We start from the raw sequence: 14,582 nt of genomic DNA on the forward strand, positions 1-14,582 counted from the left end.
TTACCTTTTGGGTAGGTTTACCTTGCGGCTAATCCTCCAAAACCCTTACTGGTCTTGGTTTCTAGCCAACGAATCGCACACAGCCCATCATTGCCTGGTTCGTATTCATTTTTTACACTATTCCAAGCAATATCACGCGCACCCTCTTCACTCAAACCATCACTTTGAGCAGCATTAAGTGCCGCAACGAAAATCTGTTGTGCGTGTTCAGGCAGTTGTCATTTGATTTCTTCAGATAATTGATCTGTTTTGTTATCAGACATAAACTCACTCCAATTATCTCAACTTAAGCTCATACTAAAAAACTGGTAATCTAATTTCCTCTTTCTCTAAGTAGAGAAACAAATAATCATACTTTTGGCTGAGTCAAGCAATTTTTAAATCAGCGATGCAATGATATTAATACTCATAGCTAAAATGGTGGTATTGAAAAAGAAGGATAATATGCCATGTAACAGAGTCAAGCGCCTCATGTCGGCTGATGTCGTCTGCACATCTGAAACTTGACTAGTCATGCCAACTACAAATGAATAATATAAAAATTCCCAGTAGTCTGGATAGTCGTTATGAGGAAAATCTAAACCTTTGGTGATTTCTTCACTATTACTATGATTAATATATTTGTAATAGCTGTGTGCATATTGCACTGCAAACATCGTATGCACTAGTAACCAAGAACCGACAATGGTCATAATTGAAAGTATGACATGTAGGGTAAGCAGAATTCTTGATAACTCTTTTTTATCACTTAATAAAAACCCAATGGCTAAAACACTGGCACAAGCCGCAGCAATCACCAGCATGAATATAGCCAAATGTCCTTCATATTCATTCTCAGCATAACGGCGAATTTTTTCTGGGTTAGCTTTAATCATTTTCCACCACGTTATCGCTAAGAAAAAGTCAATACCAGAGTTCCAAGCGCAGAGAATACGAGTTGGGAAGTGCAGCCAAGGCGGAAGGATTACTAAAACTAATACAGCAAGTCCGACAGCAATCATCAGTCGGGGTCGGGAGTCAAAGTTTTTAAATAAATTAAGTCTCACAAATTTTGCGATCGCAGAGTTTAACTAATTCGTAATTCATAGTTTTCGGTGAAACACCACATCACATTACCCAATCGTCATTCCAGATTTTACTGGGGTCTGAATCCACACAAGTAGATGGACAAAAATATTTACAACCATTGCAAACCAAAGTAAGCAATCCAATACTCTGAAATTGTTTCTCTGTTCTATAATAGGCTACACGAATGTCTCACTCGTAATGACATTGTGTAATTAATTTTGTCCAACGACTTCTTTATCTTCCCAGTCTTTAATCTCTAGTTCTTAGTTAAATTACAAATTACTTGAACTTGGCTCTAATCGTCTCTATTCGTTGACGATTAACACCCAAATCGCTCTGACCTAAACGTGAAGCTGAACGTACGTGGATAATATTGGCATTCCGGTCTAGGTAGAATTCTACATCATCCACAAATTTTAGTAAAGCACTTTTAAATTCTGCATATAAATAATCTTTACTTTCGGTAATTATTTTGGTTCTTGGTAAAGACTCAATAATCTGTTTAAGATTAGCGATCGCTTCTTCTGGAGTAGATGTAAAAGTCAGTGGTGCAATTTGGTGAGATGCATCTGTACTCTGACTAGAAACGCAATTGGGGGAATTAGGGCAAGATGCTAATTTACCGTTGCTAATACCTAAATTATTTGGCCGTTTGCCAGCAAAAATCATAATTATGTCTCCAGGTAAGTGAATAATATACTCTCACACATTTGTTTGAATCACTGTAATACTTTGCCGTAATCGCATCTTCTGGCAAATGACAGATTCACTAAAACATTGGTGATGCGTTCGCCTCTGGCGTTGGCGAAGCCATCGCTCTATGATCCGGTAAGTATCGTCTAAGCGAAGACAGATTTATGACGCAAACAATTTCAATCAACGACTCTGGCCGCTTGCAACTCACACCGCTAGAAATTCCACCCCGTTTGCTGTTGGGGCCAGGGCCATCTAATGCCCATCCCACAGTTCTGCAAGCGATGAATACTTCACCCGTTGGGCATCTTGACCCAGCTTTTCTCGCACTCATGGATGAAATTCAGTCGTTGCTACGCTACGTATGGCAAACAGAAAACTCACTTACCATTGCAGTCAGCGGTACGGGAACAGCTGCAATGGAAGCAACCATCGCCAATGCTGTAGAACCCGGTGATGTAGTTTTAATTGGTGTAGCTGGTTACTTTGGTAATCGCCTCGTGGATATGGCTGGACGTTATGGCGCTGATGTGCGAAGTATCACCAAACCTTGGGGACAAGTCTTTAACTTGGATGAACTCCAAACTGCCTTAAAAACTCATCGTCCAGCAATATTCGCTCTAGTTCATGCCGAAACTTCCACCGGCGCACGTCAACCGTTGGAAGGGGTCGCTGATTTGTGTCGTGAATTTGGCACTTTACTACTAGTGGATACGGTGACAAGTTTGGGCGGCGTCCCGTTATTTTTGGATGCTTGGGGAGTTGACTTAGCCTATAGTTGTAGCCAAAAAGGGTTAGGTTGCCCGCCTGGTGCTTCTCCCTTTACTATGAGTGCGCGTGCAGTTGAAAAATTGCAACAGCGGCAAACGAAAGTTGCAAACTGGTATTTAGATATGTTGTTGCTAGGCAAGTATTGGGGTGCTGAACGCACCTATCACCACACCGCACCGATTAATTTATACTATGCATTGCGGGAAGCACTGCGTTTGCTTGCAGAAGAGGGATTAGCAAATTCCTGGCAGCGGCATCAAAAAAACGTAGAATATCTCTGGGAAGGTTTAGAGAATTTAGGACTGAGTATGCACGTTGAGCAAGAGTATAGACTGCCAACGCTTACCACTGTCCGCATTCCAAGCGGGGTAGATGGGAAAGCGATCGCTCGGCAGTTACTCAACGAACATAATATTGAAATTGGCGGTGGTCTTGGCGAACTCGCTGGTAAAGTTTGGCGCGTGGGATTAATGGGCTTTAATAGTCGAAAGGAAAGTGTTGACCAACTTTTAGCAGCACTACGGCAGGTTTTGCCTAAGTAGTTTTGACGTAATTTGGTGCGTTACACTGCTGTTAACGCACCTGATACAAAAGGCGTAGGCGTAGCTCGCTGTAGGCATCGCGCTAACATTGTTTGATAATTAAAGCAAAGCTGATACTCCACACTTGTATTATGTCCGGTTAATCAACCTGAGTAAAATCGTAGTCAGGACTTCAGCCCTGATTTTGTTCGCCTCTGGTGTCGTAGAGATGACTAGAGTCCTCACTAAAAACCAATTCCAAGTAAGCAATATATAAAAAATATGTCTAAAAATCAGATATAAAACTTATTTTACTTTTCAGTGCTGAACTCTGCTTTCTGTTATTTAAATAATATTAAGAAAATCTAAATATTAAAAAACTATCCCTGTGAGGGGGATTGTTAAAAAGAAAAAAATGTGGTTTTCTAAACATATTAGTAATCAATTAAACTAAGTAATCAAGAGAGTTAAAATGCTTCTGCAAAAAATTAAAACACTGCTTATAGCAGCAGCTATTTTGCCATGCTTTATCCAACCAGCATCAGCACATGTTGTCTGGTTTGATTACAAAAGCGGTGAATATAATATTTTGTTTGGACATCCAGAAGAGGGGCCAGAATCTTATGAACCCTCTAGATTTAAAGAGGCAATAGTTTATGATAGTGACAAACAAATACTTCCTTTTAATCTCAATGGAAAACAAGATGCTTTATCTCTGACTGCTGGTAAAAATGTAGCAGCCATTCAAGGTTTTTTTGATAATGGCTATTTTGCCAGACTATCGAATGATGAATATATCCGCATCGCAGAATCAGAAATTAATAACTATGATAATGTTGGTCATTACCTGAAATACACTAAAGCTTTTTATGATTGGTCTGATGCTTTAGCCAAACCATTCAATTTGCCATTAGAAATTCTACCTTTAGAAAACCCTTTAGCTCTCACTCCAGGCGAAAGCTTACTAGTTCAGGTATTATCTGAAGGGCAACAAATTACTGATAATGTTACAGTAGAATATCTTGGTCAAGTAGTAGCAAAAAACCCAAATGGCACTTTTTCCATACCCATTGGTCGAAAAGGACTAGAGCAACCTATTGAAGCTAGCTACTCACTTCCATCTAACAGTAATCTGACTATTTCTTACGAAACTAGCTTGACAGCACAAAGCATCTCTGTCCCAGAACCTTCAGATTTATTAGGATTAGGTTTTCTTGGATTACTAATTTTATACAAAAAGAAGTTACTGCTGAATAAATAGCACAGTAATTCTATTATCATAAAAAGCAGGTATCTACAGCCTCTTTGTAAAGGCAGCACTATCCCAATAAAGTCCTGGCCCCGATATCATATCATGTCCGGGTAAAGACTTATCATTTAGACCGCAGTTCTTGCTGGGAGCAGGGGGCAGGGGGAAAGAGGCTTTTGGGATTTTTGCACAGATGCGGTAATCATAAGTGATTAACCGGACTTGATATCACCTACCAGCATGAAGTCATCGATAACTGGTGAGTTCCTTACAGGCAATAGGAAGGAAGAAGGTAGTCAGCCAGGGCATAATTTTAGCCATAGCTATTGACAACCTTTTTAATTATTACCAATCCTTTTAAAGGAAAATCTTTTCTTGAGTAACATACCACATAAGACAACCAAACTTCCCACAACCGTGCTAGGTTCTGGAACAGGCTCTACACTTACAGCAGTTTGCAACAAGCGTGAGGTACAAAACCGAGGACTCAAAAATTAAATTATTCTTCTCCCTCCTGCCTCCAGCATAGCTGCCTCCTGCCTCCTGCCTCAAAACTAGTGACTTTGTACTTCATCCAAACGAAAACTGCTGTACAAGCTTAAACACTGGCGATGACTGTGTTGTATCGCCCATTGTACCTGCAAAAGCACCAATGCCAATAAAACCTTGACTACCATCATAAGACCACAAAACGAATATATCTGTTGAGTATTTCTCACGAGTTTCACTGCGACAAAAAGCCAACAAACAGCAGAGGTAAGAGTATTAGGAGAGACACAATTAAAACTAGGGTTGCCGGCTCGATTTTAATGTGGTTATTCTGTGGATCGCGCATTTGGCACTCTCTCGAACAATAAATATATTAACTCAGCCTAAAGGATATTTACTTCTTTTTCCAAGCCCAATGAGGTTTAGAAGTGTAAACTTTTTAACTATTCCAGCCCATTCAATTTGCAGATTTTTGATTTTAGTAACTTTATCTCCCCATCAGGTTATTTCTTCCAAGGTAGTTTAGTCCCCATTTCAGTCAATGCAGAAAAGATGAGATAGAGTACGAGTAACCCAGCACCTGCAAAGAAAGCCAGTAAATCGTTATCCATAAATACTATTTGCTAAAACTTTGCTAATCATAACGGAATCACCTAATCTTTAGCATTTTTCTGAGTCTGCAATCTTTGATCTTCTCGGTGCAAACTGTACCAGCCATACCAGTGACGAACTGCAAGCCAAACTGCTGAAAGCAAACCCGCTAAACTAAGAGTTAGTCCGCTAAACGGTACCAATAATCCAAAAATCGGTAGCACTGCTCCAGCAATAGTAGCAACGATCGCAGCTAGGGAAGCACTGCGGCTAGCTCCCAATCCCCATGTTAAAATTAGTAAAACGATAGAAATTAAAGTCCAAGCCAACTGAGCATTAATAATGCGAGCTAGATAGGTCAAAGTCAACAGACAAGCAAAGAAAATACTACCAGCGATCGCAATATTTCTGAAACTCATTGGCAGTGACAAATATAACAACAATATCCACCACAAAAATATTGCCGGTGCTAGTAACAAAAGCCGGGGAATGATGCCAGTATGACGAATGGGGTCGGTGTTCGTAAACACTCCAAATGGATTTTTGACTGAAACATTATCGTCAAACTTCCAAGTAAACCGAGTACTACGTCCATCAACTTTAATCTCATTCGGTACAACACCACTGGCAAAATCAGCCGGAGCAAAGTTGGCAATTGCTGTGAGGCGAAAATTAGAAAGCAACTGTCCTGCGGCGCTATAAACCCAGCGAGGCCCGCCTTGAGCCTGATAGGTGACTCGAAAGGTAGTTTCTTCTCCTGGTTGCAGCTGGAAGGGAAAGCCATAGTCTCCGGGATTGGTTTGTTGTAACCTAGTACCATTACGCTCTACTTTGTAGCCAGCAAGCAGTGTGTAGCCGTTAGGTGGCGGTGCTTCAAAAAAGAAATTATTAATATCCTTGAGTTGGTTAACTACTTTATAATCAGCAGTGTATTCCACGCGATAAATTGAACTGCGACCTGGAACATCTACGTTTTGGTCTAGCTTGACTTGAATTTGCGAACCACCCAGCGTTAAGAAGCGGTTAATCTCTCGCGTATCATTGACTTTGACTATTTTGCCATTGGCTTGCGTAGTATAGGAATATGGCTCCTGGGTAGTGTAGCGCACTTGCGGGGCAGATTGTTCGAGCTTTTCACCTGCGACACTTTGGGCCACTTGAGCCACCCTTGTTTGTTCCCAGTGGTGATAACGATTGCTCAAAGTTGAACAGAGAAAAAATCCCGGTACTAACAGAATTAATATTAGAGTTAAATGCTGTAATCCCCGCAATAGTTGGGAATAACGGACAGCCCATTCGCCAATGAATATAAATTGTTCCGGGTGGCTGCGACGGAGAGAAAAACTTATCAGTGCGATCGCAACTCCCAAAGCTACGACCAAAAATATTAATAACAGTGAAGCTTTGAGCGCCTGGGTTCCAAATTGAACAAGCTCAATTGGATGCGTCAAATCGGGTAATCCGGGAATACCTTGAGCAGAAGATGACATTGGTTGATTTTTGCAGAATTTGGAGAACCAGACCAATAAAATCTCTTAAAAGTTTCTGGACAATAGTTTTATTTGATACGTAGACAGTTTAAAGAAGTGCTGCGTTGGCGTAGCCAGCCGTAGGTAAGCTGGTAAGCTGTTACGCAAAGAAAATTGCACATTAACTATAGCGGTTTGCAGTTGAGTCCAATACAGACCTAACCCCCAACCCCTTCCCTACTAGCGTTGGGGAGTAAGATTCAAAGCCTCTCTCTTCTTAGGAGAGAGGAATGGAAGTGAGGTCAAAACTGTACTGCACTTAAACGATAACCGCCATAGTGTTCGCGCAGCGTCTCCTTCAGGAGAGGGTTGTCCTTTATCCTTAGAAACACAAGTGACTAATGAGTAATGACCGTCTATACGGAAAATAGGGCAATATATAGGCGCATTAGCTTATCGCTCTGTCCCTGATTTGCTCGACTGTAACTTGGTATAAACACCAAAAACCCGGTCTTTATGACCGGGTTTTTGAGGGAAAACAATGGGGATATATTCCCCGAAGGTTAGTTATAGAGGTTCAGTATAATATCGATGCTCTGATATTTACTACTACGCCATTGTTACTCATTCCGGAAAATTAGCTAAGAATTTTTGACTAGTCTTCTTTGATATCCTAAAATACAGCAACCTACATCAATCTGCCAAGGGCTTGTGCTGTGTTTGCCTGGTTCATCCTCAGAGCAATTGCATCATGCTAAATATGGGTGCGATCGCACTCGTGACTTACTCGTAGTTCCTAAGTCTGCGGATAAGCTAAAAAACAAGCCACGACCGAATAATACACTCTCCTTAAAAACTCCAGGTTTCAAAATGGACGCGATTTAAGAGTTCCTTTTTTTTGTAACTTTCTGCACTGCTGCTTATTTCACCCCTAGTAGAAATATAATAAATGCTACAAATATTAAGGTTATCAGAATGAAAACTCGTAGAATTTCCATTTTGTTAGGGGCTTGCCTATTTGGGGTATTCCTCATTACGGTTTTTCCATACTTTGCTTCAGCCCATTCTCAAGAACAGTTATCCTCTTCAAGAAGATGTAGAAATTTCTTCGCGGGTAGCTATCTGACGACCATCGTTGGCGCAAAAGGTAAATTAGCATCTCGGGGAGTTATTACCTTCTCAGAAGACGGTAATCTTTTTGTTACTGACTCGAATCAAGGTGGTGTGCAAGGAGTCTTCAATCCTTTTGGTGATAATCAAGGCTCATATACTTGTACTAGTAACCGAGAAATTCGCGCTGTAGGCATAAACTTTGGTTTCTCAGGCCCCAACGGTGTCAATGATATAGCTCGCTCCGATATCCAAGCTACTTTGAATCAGCAGTCTATGGAATTACAAGGAATAATTACTGTTAGTTCCTTTGCCTTAGATGCCAATCCACTAAAAGGAGCAGGCTCAGTAGTAGGATCGTTCCAATTTACAGGACAGCGTATAACCCCCTAGCCGTTAATTCCCAGGGTAAGCGCATCTAAGTATAGGATTGATAAATATTAATTTCCCGGCTTTTGCTGATGAACAATGCATTTGGTAGCTGGCAAGAATGGCTAACAGTATTCATCTATCTAGGTTTTACCGTCTTCATTATCTGGCGCGTGTTTACCGTCGAGAAGAATTAAAAAAGCTGCATATCATCTCACCAGGGTCTTTTTGCTCAAAGGGCAAAATAGTTCCAGCTTGTTGAACCTTGACTCGTTCGCGACAATTGTAAACCTCTGTAGGTCTTTTTATGCCATCTACGCTAATAATTGCTTTGTATTCCCAATAATTTTTAGCACTTCGGCTGATACTGAGAATGCAAATCTGATGGCGTAGACCGTCGTAGACAGCGTAATTGCGGCATACAGATGCAAAAGCCGGATGTACCACGGAGAAAGATAGTATTAATAACAGCAAAAATATTACGTATTTAATCTTGCTCATAAAAAATTGTTTAACATTATTTGGAAATATGATTAAATTTTTCAACCCTTTGAGTTGATTCAATTACTTTTTCTAGTTTGACAGACTAGAGATTGCAATTCCATAGCACGCAAAGCATGAGAGCAGCAGCAAAAAAGCTCACAATGCTTTATGTGCTATTTTCCGCTAAAGTTTACTAAGCTAAATTGAACCATGCCCAAACACCTTCTCTACTTTGAGGGTAAACATCTAGTAGAACACGGCTGAAATAAACCCCCATTCCAAATCAATGAAACGCTTACACTGTATACCTGTTTGAATTTTGAATTTTGAATTTTGAATTTTGCCTTGCGGTACTGGTGCGTCTGTTCATGTACCATACCCTAATACCAATTCGCAATATCCTGCAATAAGCCGCACTTAGTGCGTCTATTTAATTAAGAAAGTCAGATTACATTTGGCTGGGTTTCCACCAATTGTATCTCTAGTCTTATTTTGGAGAATTGATATAACAACAAATGTGCAAAAAAAGTCAGTCGTAAGGACGATAAAATTGCAACCAAAAACAAATTTTGAGCAATCTGGGATTACACGCTGTTTTGCAGCAATACTGCTCTTTGGTCAAGTGTGGCTACATTTACTCCAAGGGAAAACGTACTATCGCAAGATTTTGCAACATCTTGTTACCGCTGGACCAAGTTCTATTTCTCCAGTTCTCCTTGTCAGCGGTTTTGCAGGAATGATTTTTACTATTCAGATAACGAGGGAATTAGCCCGATTTGGGGCTGTCGATGCAGTGGGAGGTGCTTTTGCCTTAGCTTTTTGTAGAGAATTAGCTCCAATTTTGACCGCTAGTATTATGGCGGGACAAGTAGGTTCTGCTTTTGCAGCAGAAATAGGTGCAATGCGAGTCACCGAGCAAATTGATGCACTTTATATGCTCAAAACCGATCCCATTGATTACCTAGTACTTCCTAGAGTAATTGCTTGTTGTTTGATGGTGCCTTTGATGACCATTTTGGCTTTAGTTACAGGCATCATTGGCGGAGTTTTTGCCGCATCAAAGTTCTACCAAATTATTCCCGAAACATTTTTAGAATCAGTCAGAAATTTTTTAGAACCGTCAGATTTGTTTATTATTTTGCTAAAAGGGTTTATTTTTGGAGTGGTGGTTGCTGTCATTGGCTGTAGTTGGGGTTTAACTACTAGAGGGGGAGCAAAGGAAGTAGGAGAATCGGCAACAAAAGCAGTTGTTACTAGTTGGGTATCCATTTTTATTATGGATTTTTTCTTATCTCTACTGCTGTTTGAACAGCCTGCATTTTAAACCCAAGTAAGTATTAAACAAAATTCCCGATTTTTTAAGAAGTTGGGAATTTGAGCTACAAAGGAAGTTGTAGGTAAATAATAGTGCTTCTAAAGCATTGGCGCAACCCAACCCAGGCATCGCTTGTTTTTTCGGATATACCTCATCACGTTAGCGGAATTTGGGAATATATGAACTTGTAGATTAGCGCACCCAAAGCTAAACCTCCCAATGAAAAGATAGAGGCAGTTGAAAAAGCTAGTCCTTCCCTAAGACCTGCTCTTTGAAAGTCTATCCTGACTAATATAGTCGCTGAAATTATAAGTAAAGTATCAAGAAATATCTGAAACCAGGCAATCATGATAAAGAATAAAAAAGCTGCTAAGACGGCAACGCCGAAAGCCCTGGTATTTGATTGAAGAAAAATACTGTAGTAAGATGTCATCTTCGACCAAGGAGCGGTCAACGTTATGATTAAAAGCAAAATAGCAACTACAGTTGCCACCCACACAAATATAGGAGCACGTGTTTCTGATATTACCCAGCCCAAAGTACTGTAACTCAGCAGTACTAGTGCTAGGGATACCCAAGGAACTCTTTTCAAAATTGACATGGGTTTATATTTCTAGTACAGGGTTAAGGTCTTATCGCATAAATAAGTGTAGTAACTCAAGACTTTATTTTGCTTGAGGATTTGCTCAGTTTATGATGATTGTCCTTCTTTAAGGATATCCCAGTATCAAAGGAGTTTTTTATGATACGGGTATCAGTGAGACAAGAAACCAGAAGTTCTTACAGATAAAATTATATAGATTTTGAATATATGGCTTAAACTAGTAATTTTAGCATCATATTTTTATAGCTTCAATCAATAGACTTTTATGCTATTCACAAGAAAGCCAAACAAGTTTGTCGAAAATTGCGGTACAAAGTAGTTAAAGATTTGTAAACTGTTAGCAGCCGAGTAGCCGCGTGTCACATCTTGTTAAGGAATTATCATGAGACAACTTATTATTGCTGAACGCGTATGCCTCATTGGTCATATCGCGTCAAAAGCCTTTGGACTAGTAGGGATGCTACTGGTAGTACCTAATGCCGAAATAATTTTCAACTTATCGCAGGTAGGAGAAACTGCCGTACAGTTAAGTATGGCTGGCGGCGGTGTAGTTGATATCATCTTAGGGACAGTAGCTGTCTCTATTTATGCCTACCGAGCGTTGGGATTAGGACTTTGGCTAGCATTTATGCTACCTGCTATGTTTATCTCTTTGGGAAGTGAACTACTGGGAACTAGTACAGGGTTTCCATTTGGTGATTATAGCTACTTGAGTGGCTTAGGTTATAAGATTGGAGGGCTAGTTCCTTTCACAATTCCTTTATCTTGGTTTTATGTTGGGCTGTCGTGTTACTTAATTGCGAGAGCTGGTTTGAAAGTGCCTCAAAAACCCAGTTGGGGACGCCATATTGCTGCGATAGCCGTTGGTGCTTTGCTCTTCACTTGCTGGGACTTTGCCCTTGAACCGGCTATGAGTCAAACTTCTCTGCCCTTTTGGTATTGGGAACAACCAGGAGCTTTCTTTGGAACACCTTACCAGAACTATATAGGTTGGTTTGGTACTAGCGCCCTGTTTATGAGTGTGGCAGGGTTATTGTGGAGAAATACCTCGATTAAATTAGAGCGATCGCAACTCAATCTGCCCTTAGTCGTTTATTTAACTAACTTTGCCTTCGCCGCCGGACTCAGCTTGGCCGCTGGATTCTCCATTCCTGTATTACTCGGCTTATTGCTAGGTGTGATTCCGGCTGTGGTGCTGTGGTCAAGGAGTTCAACCACACCTGCTCAAGTTACTGTTGAGCCAGTAACCAAAGAAGTATCAGTAGCAAAGGTTGAAGTTGCCTTGAAATAAGCGTTTTGGGGAATGGGGACTCACAGACAAGGAGAATAACCCATGCCCCATGACCAATCACCAATGACCAATGACAAATGACCAATGACCAATGACTAATGACCAATGACTAATGACAAATGACCAATGACTAATGACCAATGACTAATGACCAATGACTAATGACCAATGACTAATGACCAATGACAACACTTTGATAGTAGAAAGCGCCATTTCTCTTTTATTGCTACTTATCCAAGCACCAGCAACGGTGATTCTGTTTTCACGTTTGTTAAAGGGGCCAAGACGCCATCCTCCAATAGAACCCCAACAACCGATACCTGAGCTTTTAGGTAAGGTTAGCATCATTGTTCCCACACTGAACGAAGCGCTTCGCATTAGCCCTCTGTTGACTGGTTTAAGTCAGCAAAGCTATGAAGTTCGAGAAATTATGGTTGTAGACAGCAAGTCCAGTGATGGTACGCTAGATTTGGTAAAAGCTTCACAACAAAAAGATCCGCGCTTTCGCCTGATGACAGATGATCCCTTACCCTCTGGTTGGGTGGGGCGTCCTTGGGCATTGCATAACGGTTTTCTATATAGCTCAGAGGCTAGTCAGTGGTTCCTGGGGCTGGATGCTGATATCCAACCACATCCTGGTTTAGTTGCCGGTTTGGTAAAAACGGCCGAAGCACAAGGCTACGATTTGGTTTCTCTTTCACCCCAGTTCATCCTCAAATATCCTGGAGAGTGTTGGCTACAACCGGCTTTGTTGATGACTTTGCTTTACCGATTTGACCCAGCGGGGATCAATACAGAGCAACCAGAACGGGTAATGGCAAATGGGCAGTGTTTTTTGTGTCGTCGCTCCGTTTTAGCTGCTGTAGGTGGTTATAGTAGTGCAAGGAGTTCTTTTTGTGATGATGTCACCTTGGCACGCAATATTGCTATCCAAGGTTATAAGGTCGGCTTTTTAGATGGCGCAAAGGTATTAAAGGTACGAATGTATGAAGGGGCAATGGAGACGTGGAAAGAATGGGGGCGGAGTCTCGATCTCAAAGATGCAACTTCTCGCTCTCAGTTGTGGGGAGATTTATGGTTACTCGCATCTGTTCAAGGTCTACCCTTTTTAATTGTCTTGACTTTTTTGTTGATTTCTCCCACACTCTCATATTCACGCATTCCCCCACTTCTACTGCTGGGACTGAATTTATTTCTATTGGTGATTCGCTTTGCGATGCTAATAGCGATCGCACCTTCTTACGATCGCACAAACGCTAAAGGCAGCTGGTTATTCTGGCTTTCCCCTTTGGCCGATCCCTTAGCTGTGCTACGAATTTTCTTATCTGCATTCCGCACTCCGCGCGAGTGGCGAGGACGCAAGTATAGTGCTGAGTTGTGAGTGCTGACTGCTGAGTAAGGAGTTTAGAGTGAAGAGTAAGGAGTTTGGAGTGAAGAGTGAGGAGTTAAAAATTCACTACTCAGCACTCGGCACTCAGTAGTTCATACATTATTTCGTGTAATTATACCTGTGAGTTAAAAATTCACTACTCAGCACTCAGCACTCAGCACTCAGCACTCCTTACTCCTCTTCACCTCCTACTCGATCCCCGCGTTCCAATTCCCAAAGAATTTGATTTCCTTCACGGCGTACTCGTGACACTATCCAGTTTCGCCAGCGCCATTGATCTCCACGACTGGTGACAGCGCTAGCGTGGACATCCATCAAGTCTGCTAACTCAGAACTGGTGATTAAGTAGCCTTTTTCAGAAATTTCGTCAGCTATACGCAGAGTTTCGACCAAGCTGCGAAGTTGCGAAACCCTCATTTCTGGCGGTTTTTCATCGGTCACGGCCGCAGTTGGCCCAATTGATGGTTCCATAACGGTTATTTCTGGTGCAGAAGTACTGATTTCTTGCGGACTTTGGTTAGTTATTCGAGAGTTTTTTTCATAATCAGCTACTTTTGCTACATTTAATTCATTTTGGGAAGGTAAAGATTTATAAAAATCTGTGGAAGATAATTGTTGTAGCGAAGGGATTTTGCCACTAGCATAAGTGCGAGCGATCGCATCACAACGTTCGTTACCTATGTTACCAGAATGTCCCCGGACGTATTGCCATTTTACTTGTTGGGTATTGAGTTCATCTAAGATTTCTAAAAGGTCTTGGTTTTGGACGGGTTTACCATCTGACTTTTTCCAGCCTTTATTTTTCCAGCCTTTCACCCATTTAGTAACGCAGTTAATCAGGTATTCGCTATCGGTATGAAGGGTGATGGGTTGGGCTTGTTGAGATGTTTGCAGAAATTGCAGGGCAGCGATCGCAGCTTGCATCTCCATTTTATTATTAGTGGTATGAGGGGATGCATCGCCCATTTCGTGGATTGAGCCGTCGCTGAAGTAGACGACAACACCCCAACCGCCAGGGCCAGGATTACCGGTGCAAGCACCATCGGTGTATATGCTTTGAATTGTGGGTTGGGTGGACATGGTTAGAGTATCGAACCGCGAAGGACGCTAAGGATTCTAAGGAAAGAGTTATTAGCGGCGAATTTTTTTAACAAATATCCAGGCTATTA

Annotated in this window: 15 protein-coding genes and 1 pseudogene; 7 read left to right on the top strand and 9 right to left on the bottom strand. The window is 41.3% G+C overall.

Annotation, left to right across the window (positions count from 1 at the left end):
• Positions 1–83 precede the first annotated feature (83 nt).
• From V7K41_RS17125 to V7K41_RS17135, 3 genes and pseudogenes are all read right to left on the bottom strand, one after another.
• Positions 84–215 (bottom strand): annotated as a pseudogene (locus V7K41_RS17125) (ChaB family protein); the annotation flags it as partial.
• Positions 216–377: 162 nt separating this feature from the next.
• Complete coding sequence (locus tag V7K41_RS17130) at positions 378–1,046, bottom strand: DUF1345 domain-containing protein (protein ID WP_334849987.1); 669 nt, start codon at positions 1,044–1,046, stop codon at positions 378–380.
• 301 nt (positions 1,047–1,347) lie between these two features.
• Entirely contained in the window at positions 1,348–1,737 is a 390-nt protein-coding gene (locus V7K41_RS17135; protein ID WP_334849988.1) for a DUF1499 domain-containing protein, read from the bottom strand.
• Between the two features lie 188 nt (positions 1,738–1,925).
• On the opposite strand from V7K41_RS17135, the gene V7K41_RS17140 reads away from it, so the two are divergent.
• A complete protein-coding gene (locus tag V7K41_RS17140) occupies positions 1,926–3,074 on the top strand; it encodes an alanine--glyoxylate aminotransferase family protein (RefSeq protein ID WP_334849990.1) in 1,149 nt (382 codons plus the stop codon).
• A 451-nt stretch (positions 3,075–3,525) separates the two neighbouring features.
• Entirely contained in the window at positions 3,526–4,314 is a 789-nt protein-coding gene (locus V7K41_RS17145) for a DUF4198 domain-containing protein (protein WP_334849991.1), read from the top strand.
• A 326-nt stretch (positions 4,315–4,640) separates the two neighbouring features.
• Here V7K41_RS17145 and V7K41_RS32920 read toward each other — a convergent pair whose 3' ends face one another.
• The 3 genes from V7K41_RS32920 to V7K41_RS17155 all read right to left on the bottom strand — a co-directional run bounded on the left by V7K41_RS32920 (position 4,641) and on the right by V7K41_RS17155 (position 6,872).
• A complete protein-coding gene (locus V7K41_RS32920; RefSeq protein ID WP_442943212.1) occupies positions 4,641–4,793 on the bottom strand; it encodes a PEP-CTERM sorting domain-containing protein in 153 nt (50 codons plus the stop codon).
• Positions 4,794–4,872: 79 nt separating this feature from the next.
• Positions 4,873–5,046 (bottom strand): hypothetical protein, encoded by a 174-nt coding sequence (locus tag V7K41_RS17150; protein ID WP_334849993.1) that lies wholly within the window; start codon positions 5,044–5,046, stop codon positions 4,873–4,875.
• 398 nt (positions 5,047–5,444) lie between these two features.
• Entirely contained in the window at positions 5,445–6,872 is a 1,428-nt protein-coding gene (locus tag V7K41_RS17155; RefSeq protein ID WP_334849995.1) for a hypothetical protein, read from the bottom strand.
• A 690-nt stretch (positions 6,873–7,562) separates the two neighbouring features.
• Here V7K41_RS17155 and V7K41_RS17160 point away from each other — a divergent pair.
• Positions 7,563–7,736 carry a hypothetical protein gene (locus V7K41_RS17160; RefSeq protein WP_334849997.1) on the top strand — a complete coding sequence of 58 codons (174 nt, stop codon included), beginning with the start codon at positions 7,563–7,565 and terminating at the stop codon, positions 7,734–7,736.
• Between the two features lie 90 nt (positions 7,737–7,826).
• Positions 7,827–8,354, top strand: a complete 528-nt coding sequence (locus V7K41_RS17165) for a hypothetical protein (protein WP_334849999.1) — start codon at positions 7,827–7,829, stop codon at positions 8,352–8,354.
• A 153-nt stretch (positions 8,355–8,507) separates the two neighbouring features.
• On the opposite strand, the gene V7K41_RS17170 is transcribed toward V7K41_RS17165, so the two are convergent.
• Positions 8,508–8,831, bottom strand: a complete 324-nt coding sequence (locus V7K41_RS17170) for a hypothetical protein (RefSeq protein ID WP_334850001.1) — start codon at positions 8,829–8,831, stop codon at positions 8,508–8,510.
• 532 nt (positions 8,832–9,363) lie between these two features.
• On the opposite strand from V7K41_RS17170, the gene V7K41_RS17175 reads away from it, so the two are divergent.
• Positions 9,364–10,137, top strand: a complete 774-nt coding sequence (locus V7K41_RS17175; protein ID WP_334850003.1) for an MlaE family lipid ABC transporter permease subunit — start codon at positions 9,364–9,366, stop codon at positions 10,135–10,137.
• A gap of 145 nt (positions 10,138–10,282) precedes the next feature.
• On the opposite strand, the gene V7K41_RS17180 is transcribed toward V7K41_RS17175, so the two are convergent.
• Positions 10,283–10,729, bottom strand: a complete 447-nt coding sequence (locus V7K41_RS17180; protein WP_334850005.1) for a hypothetical protein — start codon at positions 10,727–10,729, stop codon at positions 10,283–10,285.
• A 385-nt stretch (positions 10,730–11,114) separates the two neighbouring features.
• Here V7K41_RS17180 and cruF point away from each other — a divergent pair, with 385 nt between their 5' ends.
• Together cruF and cruG are read left to right on the top strand one after the other, a co-directional pair.
• Positions 11,115–12,023 (top strand): gamma-carotene 1'-hydroxylase CruF, encoded by a 909-nt coding sequence (gene cruF, locus V7K41_RS17185; RefSeq protein WP_334850007.1) that lies wholly within the window; start codon positions 11,115–11,117, stop codon positions 12,021–12,023.
• A 175-nt stretch (positions 12,024–12,198) separates the two neighbouring features.
• Entirely contained in the window at positions 12,199–13,404 is a 1,206-nt protein-coding gene (gene cruG / locus V7K41_RS17190; protein ID WP_334850008.1) for a 2'-O-glycosyltransferase CruG, read from the top strand.
• Between the two features lie 180 nt (positions 13,405–13,584).
• Here the strand turns inward: cruG and rnhA are convergent, their stop codons facing one another.
• Entirely contained in the window at positions 13,585–14,493 is a 909-nt protein-coding gene (gene rnhA / locus V7K41_RS17195) for a ribonuclease HI (protein WP_334850010.1), read from the bottom strand.
• Positions 14,494–14,582: the final 89 nt, after the last annotated feature.

It is taken from the genome of Nostoc sp., assembly GCF_036917415.1.
Taxonomy (GTDB): Bacteria; Cyanobacteriota; Cyanobacteriia; order Cyanobacteriales; family Nostocaceae; genus Nostoc.

Excerpts from the sequence above, each read along its gene's own strand:
- V7K41_RS17135 (WP_334849988.1), bottom strand. The coding sequence starts at position 1,737 with ATGATTTTTGCTGGCAAACGGCCAAATAATTTAGGTATTAGCAACGGT.
- V7K41_RS17140 (WP_334849990.1), top strand. The coding sequence starts at position 1,926 with ATGACGCAAACAATTTCAATCAACGACTCTGGCCGCTTGCAACTCACA.
- V7K41_RS17145 (WP_334849991.1), top strand. The coding sequence starts at position 3,526 with ATGCTTCTGCAAAAAATTAAAACACTGCTTATAGCAGCAGCTATTTTG.
- V7K41_RS17155 (WP_334849995.1), bottom strand. The coding sequence starts at position 6,872 with ATGTCATCTTCTGCTCAAGGTATTCCCGGATTACCCGATTTGACGCAT.
- V7K41_RS17165 (WP_334849999.1), top strand. The coding sequence starts at position 7,827 with ATGAAAACTCGTAGAATTTCCATTTTGTTAGGGGCTTGCCTATTTGGG.
- V7K41_RS17170 (WP_334850001.1), bottom strand. The coding sequence starts at position 8,831 with ATGAGCAAGATTAAATACGTAATATTTTTGCTGTTATTAATACTATCT.
- V7K41_RS17180 (WP_334850005.1), bottom strand. The coding sequence starts at position 10,729 with ATGTCAATTTTGAAAAGAGTTCCTTGGGTATCCCTAGCACTAGTACTG.
- cruF (WP_334850007.1), top strand. The coding sequence starts at position 11,115 with ATGAGACAACTTATTATTGCTGAACGCGTATGCCTCATTGGTCATATC.
- cruG (WP_334850008.1), top strand. The coding sequence starts at position 12,199 with ATGACCAATGACAACACTTTGATAGTAGAAAGCGCCATTTCTCTTTTA.
- rnhA (WP_334850010.1), bottom strand. The coding sequence starts at position 14,493 with ATGTCCACCCAACCCACAATTCAAAGCATATACACCGATGGTGCTTGC.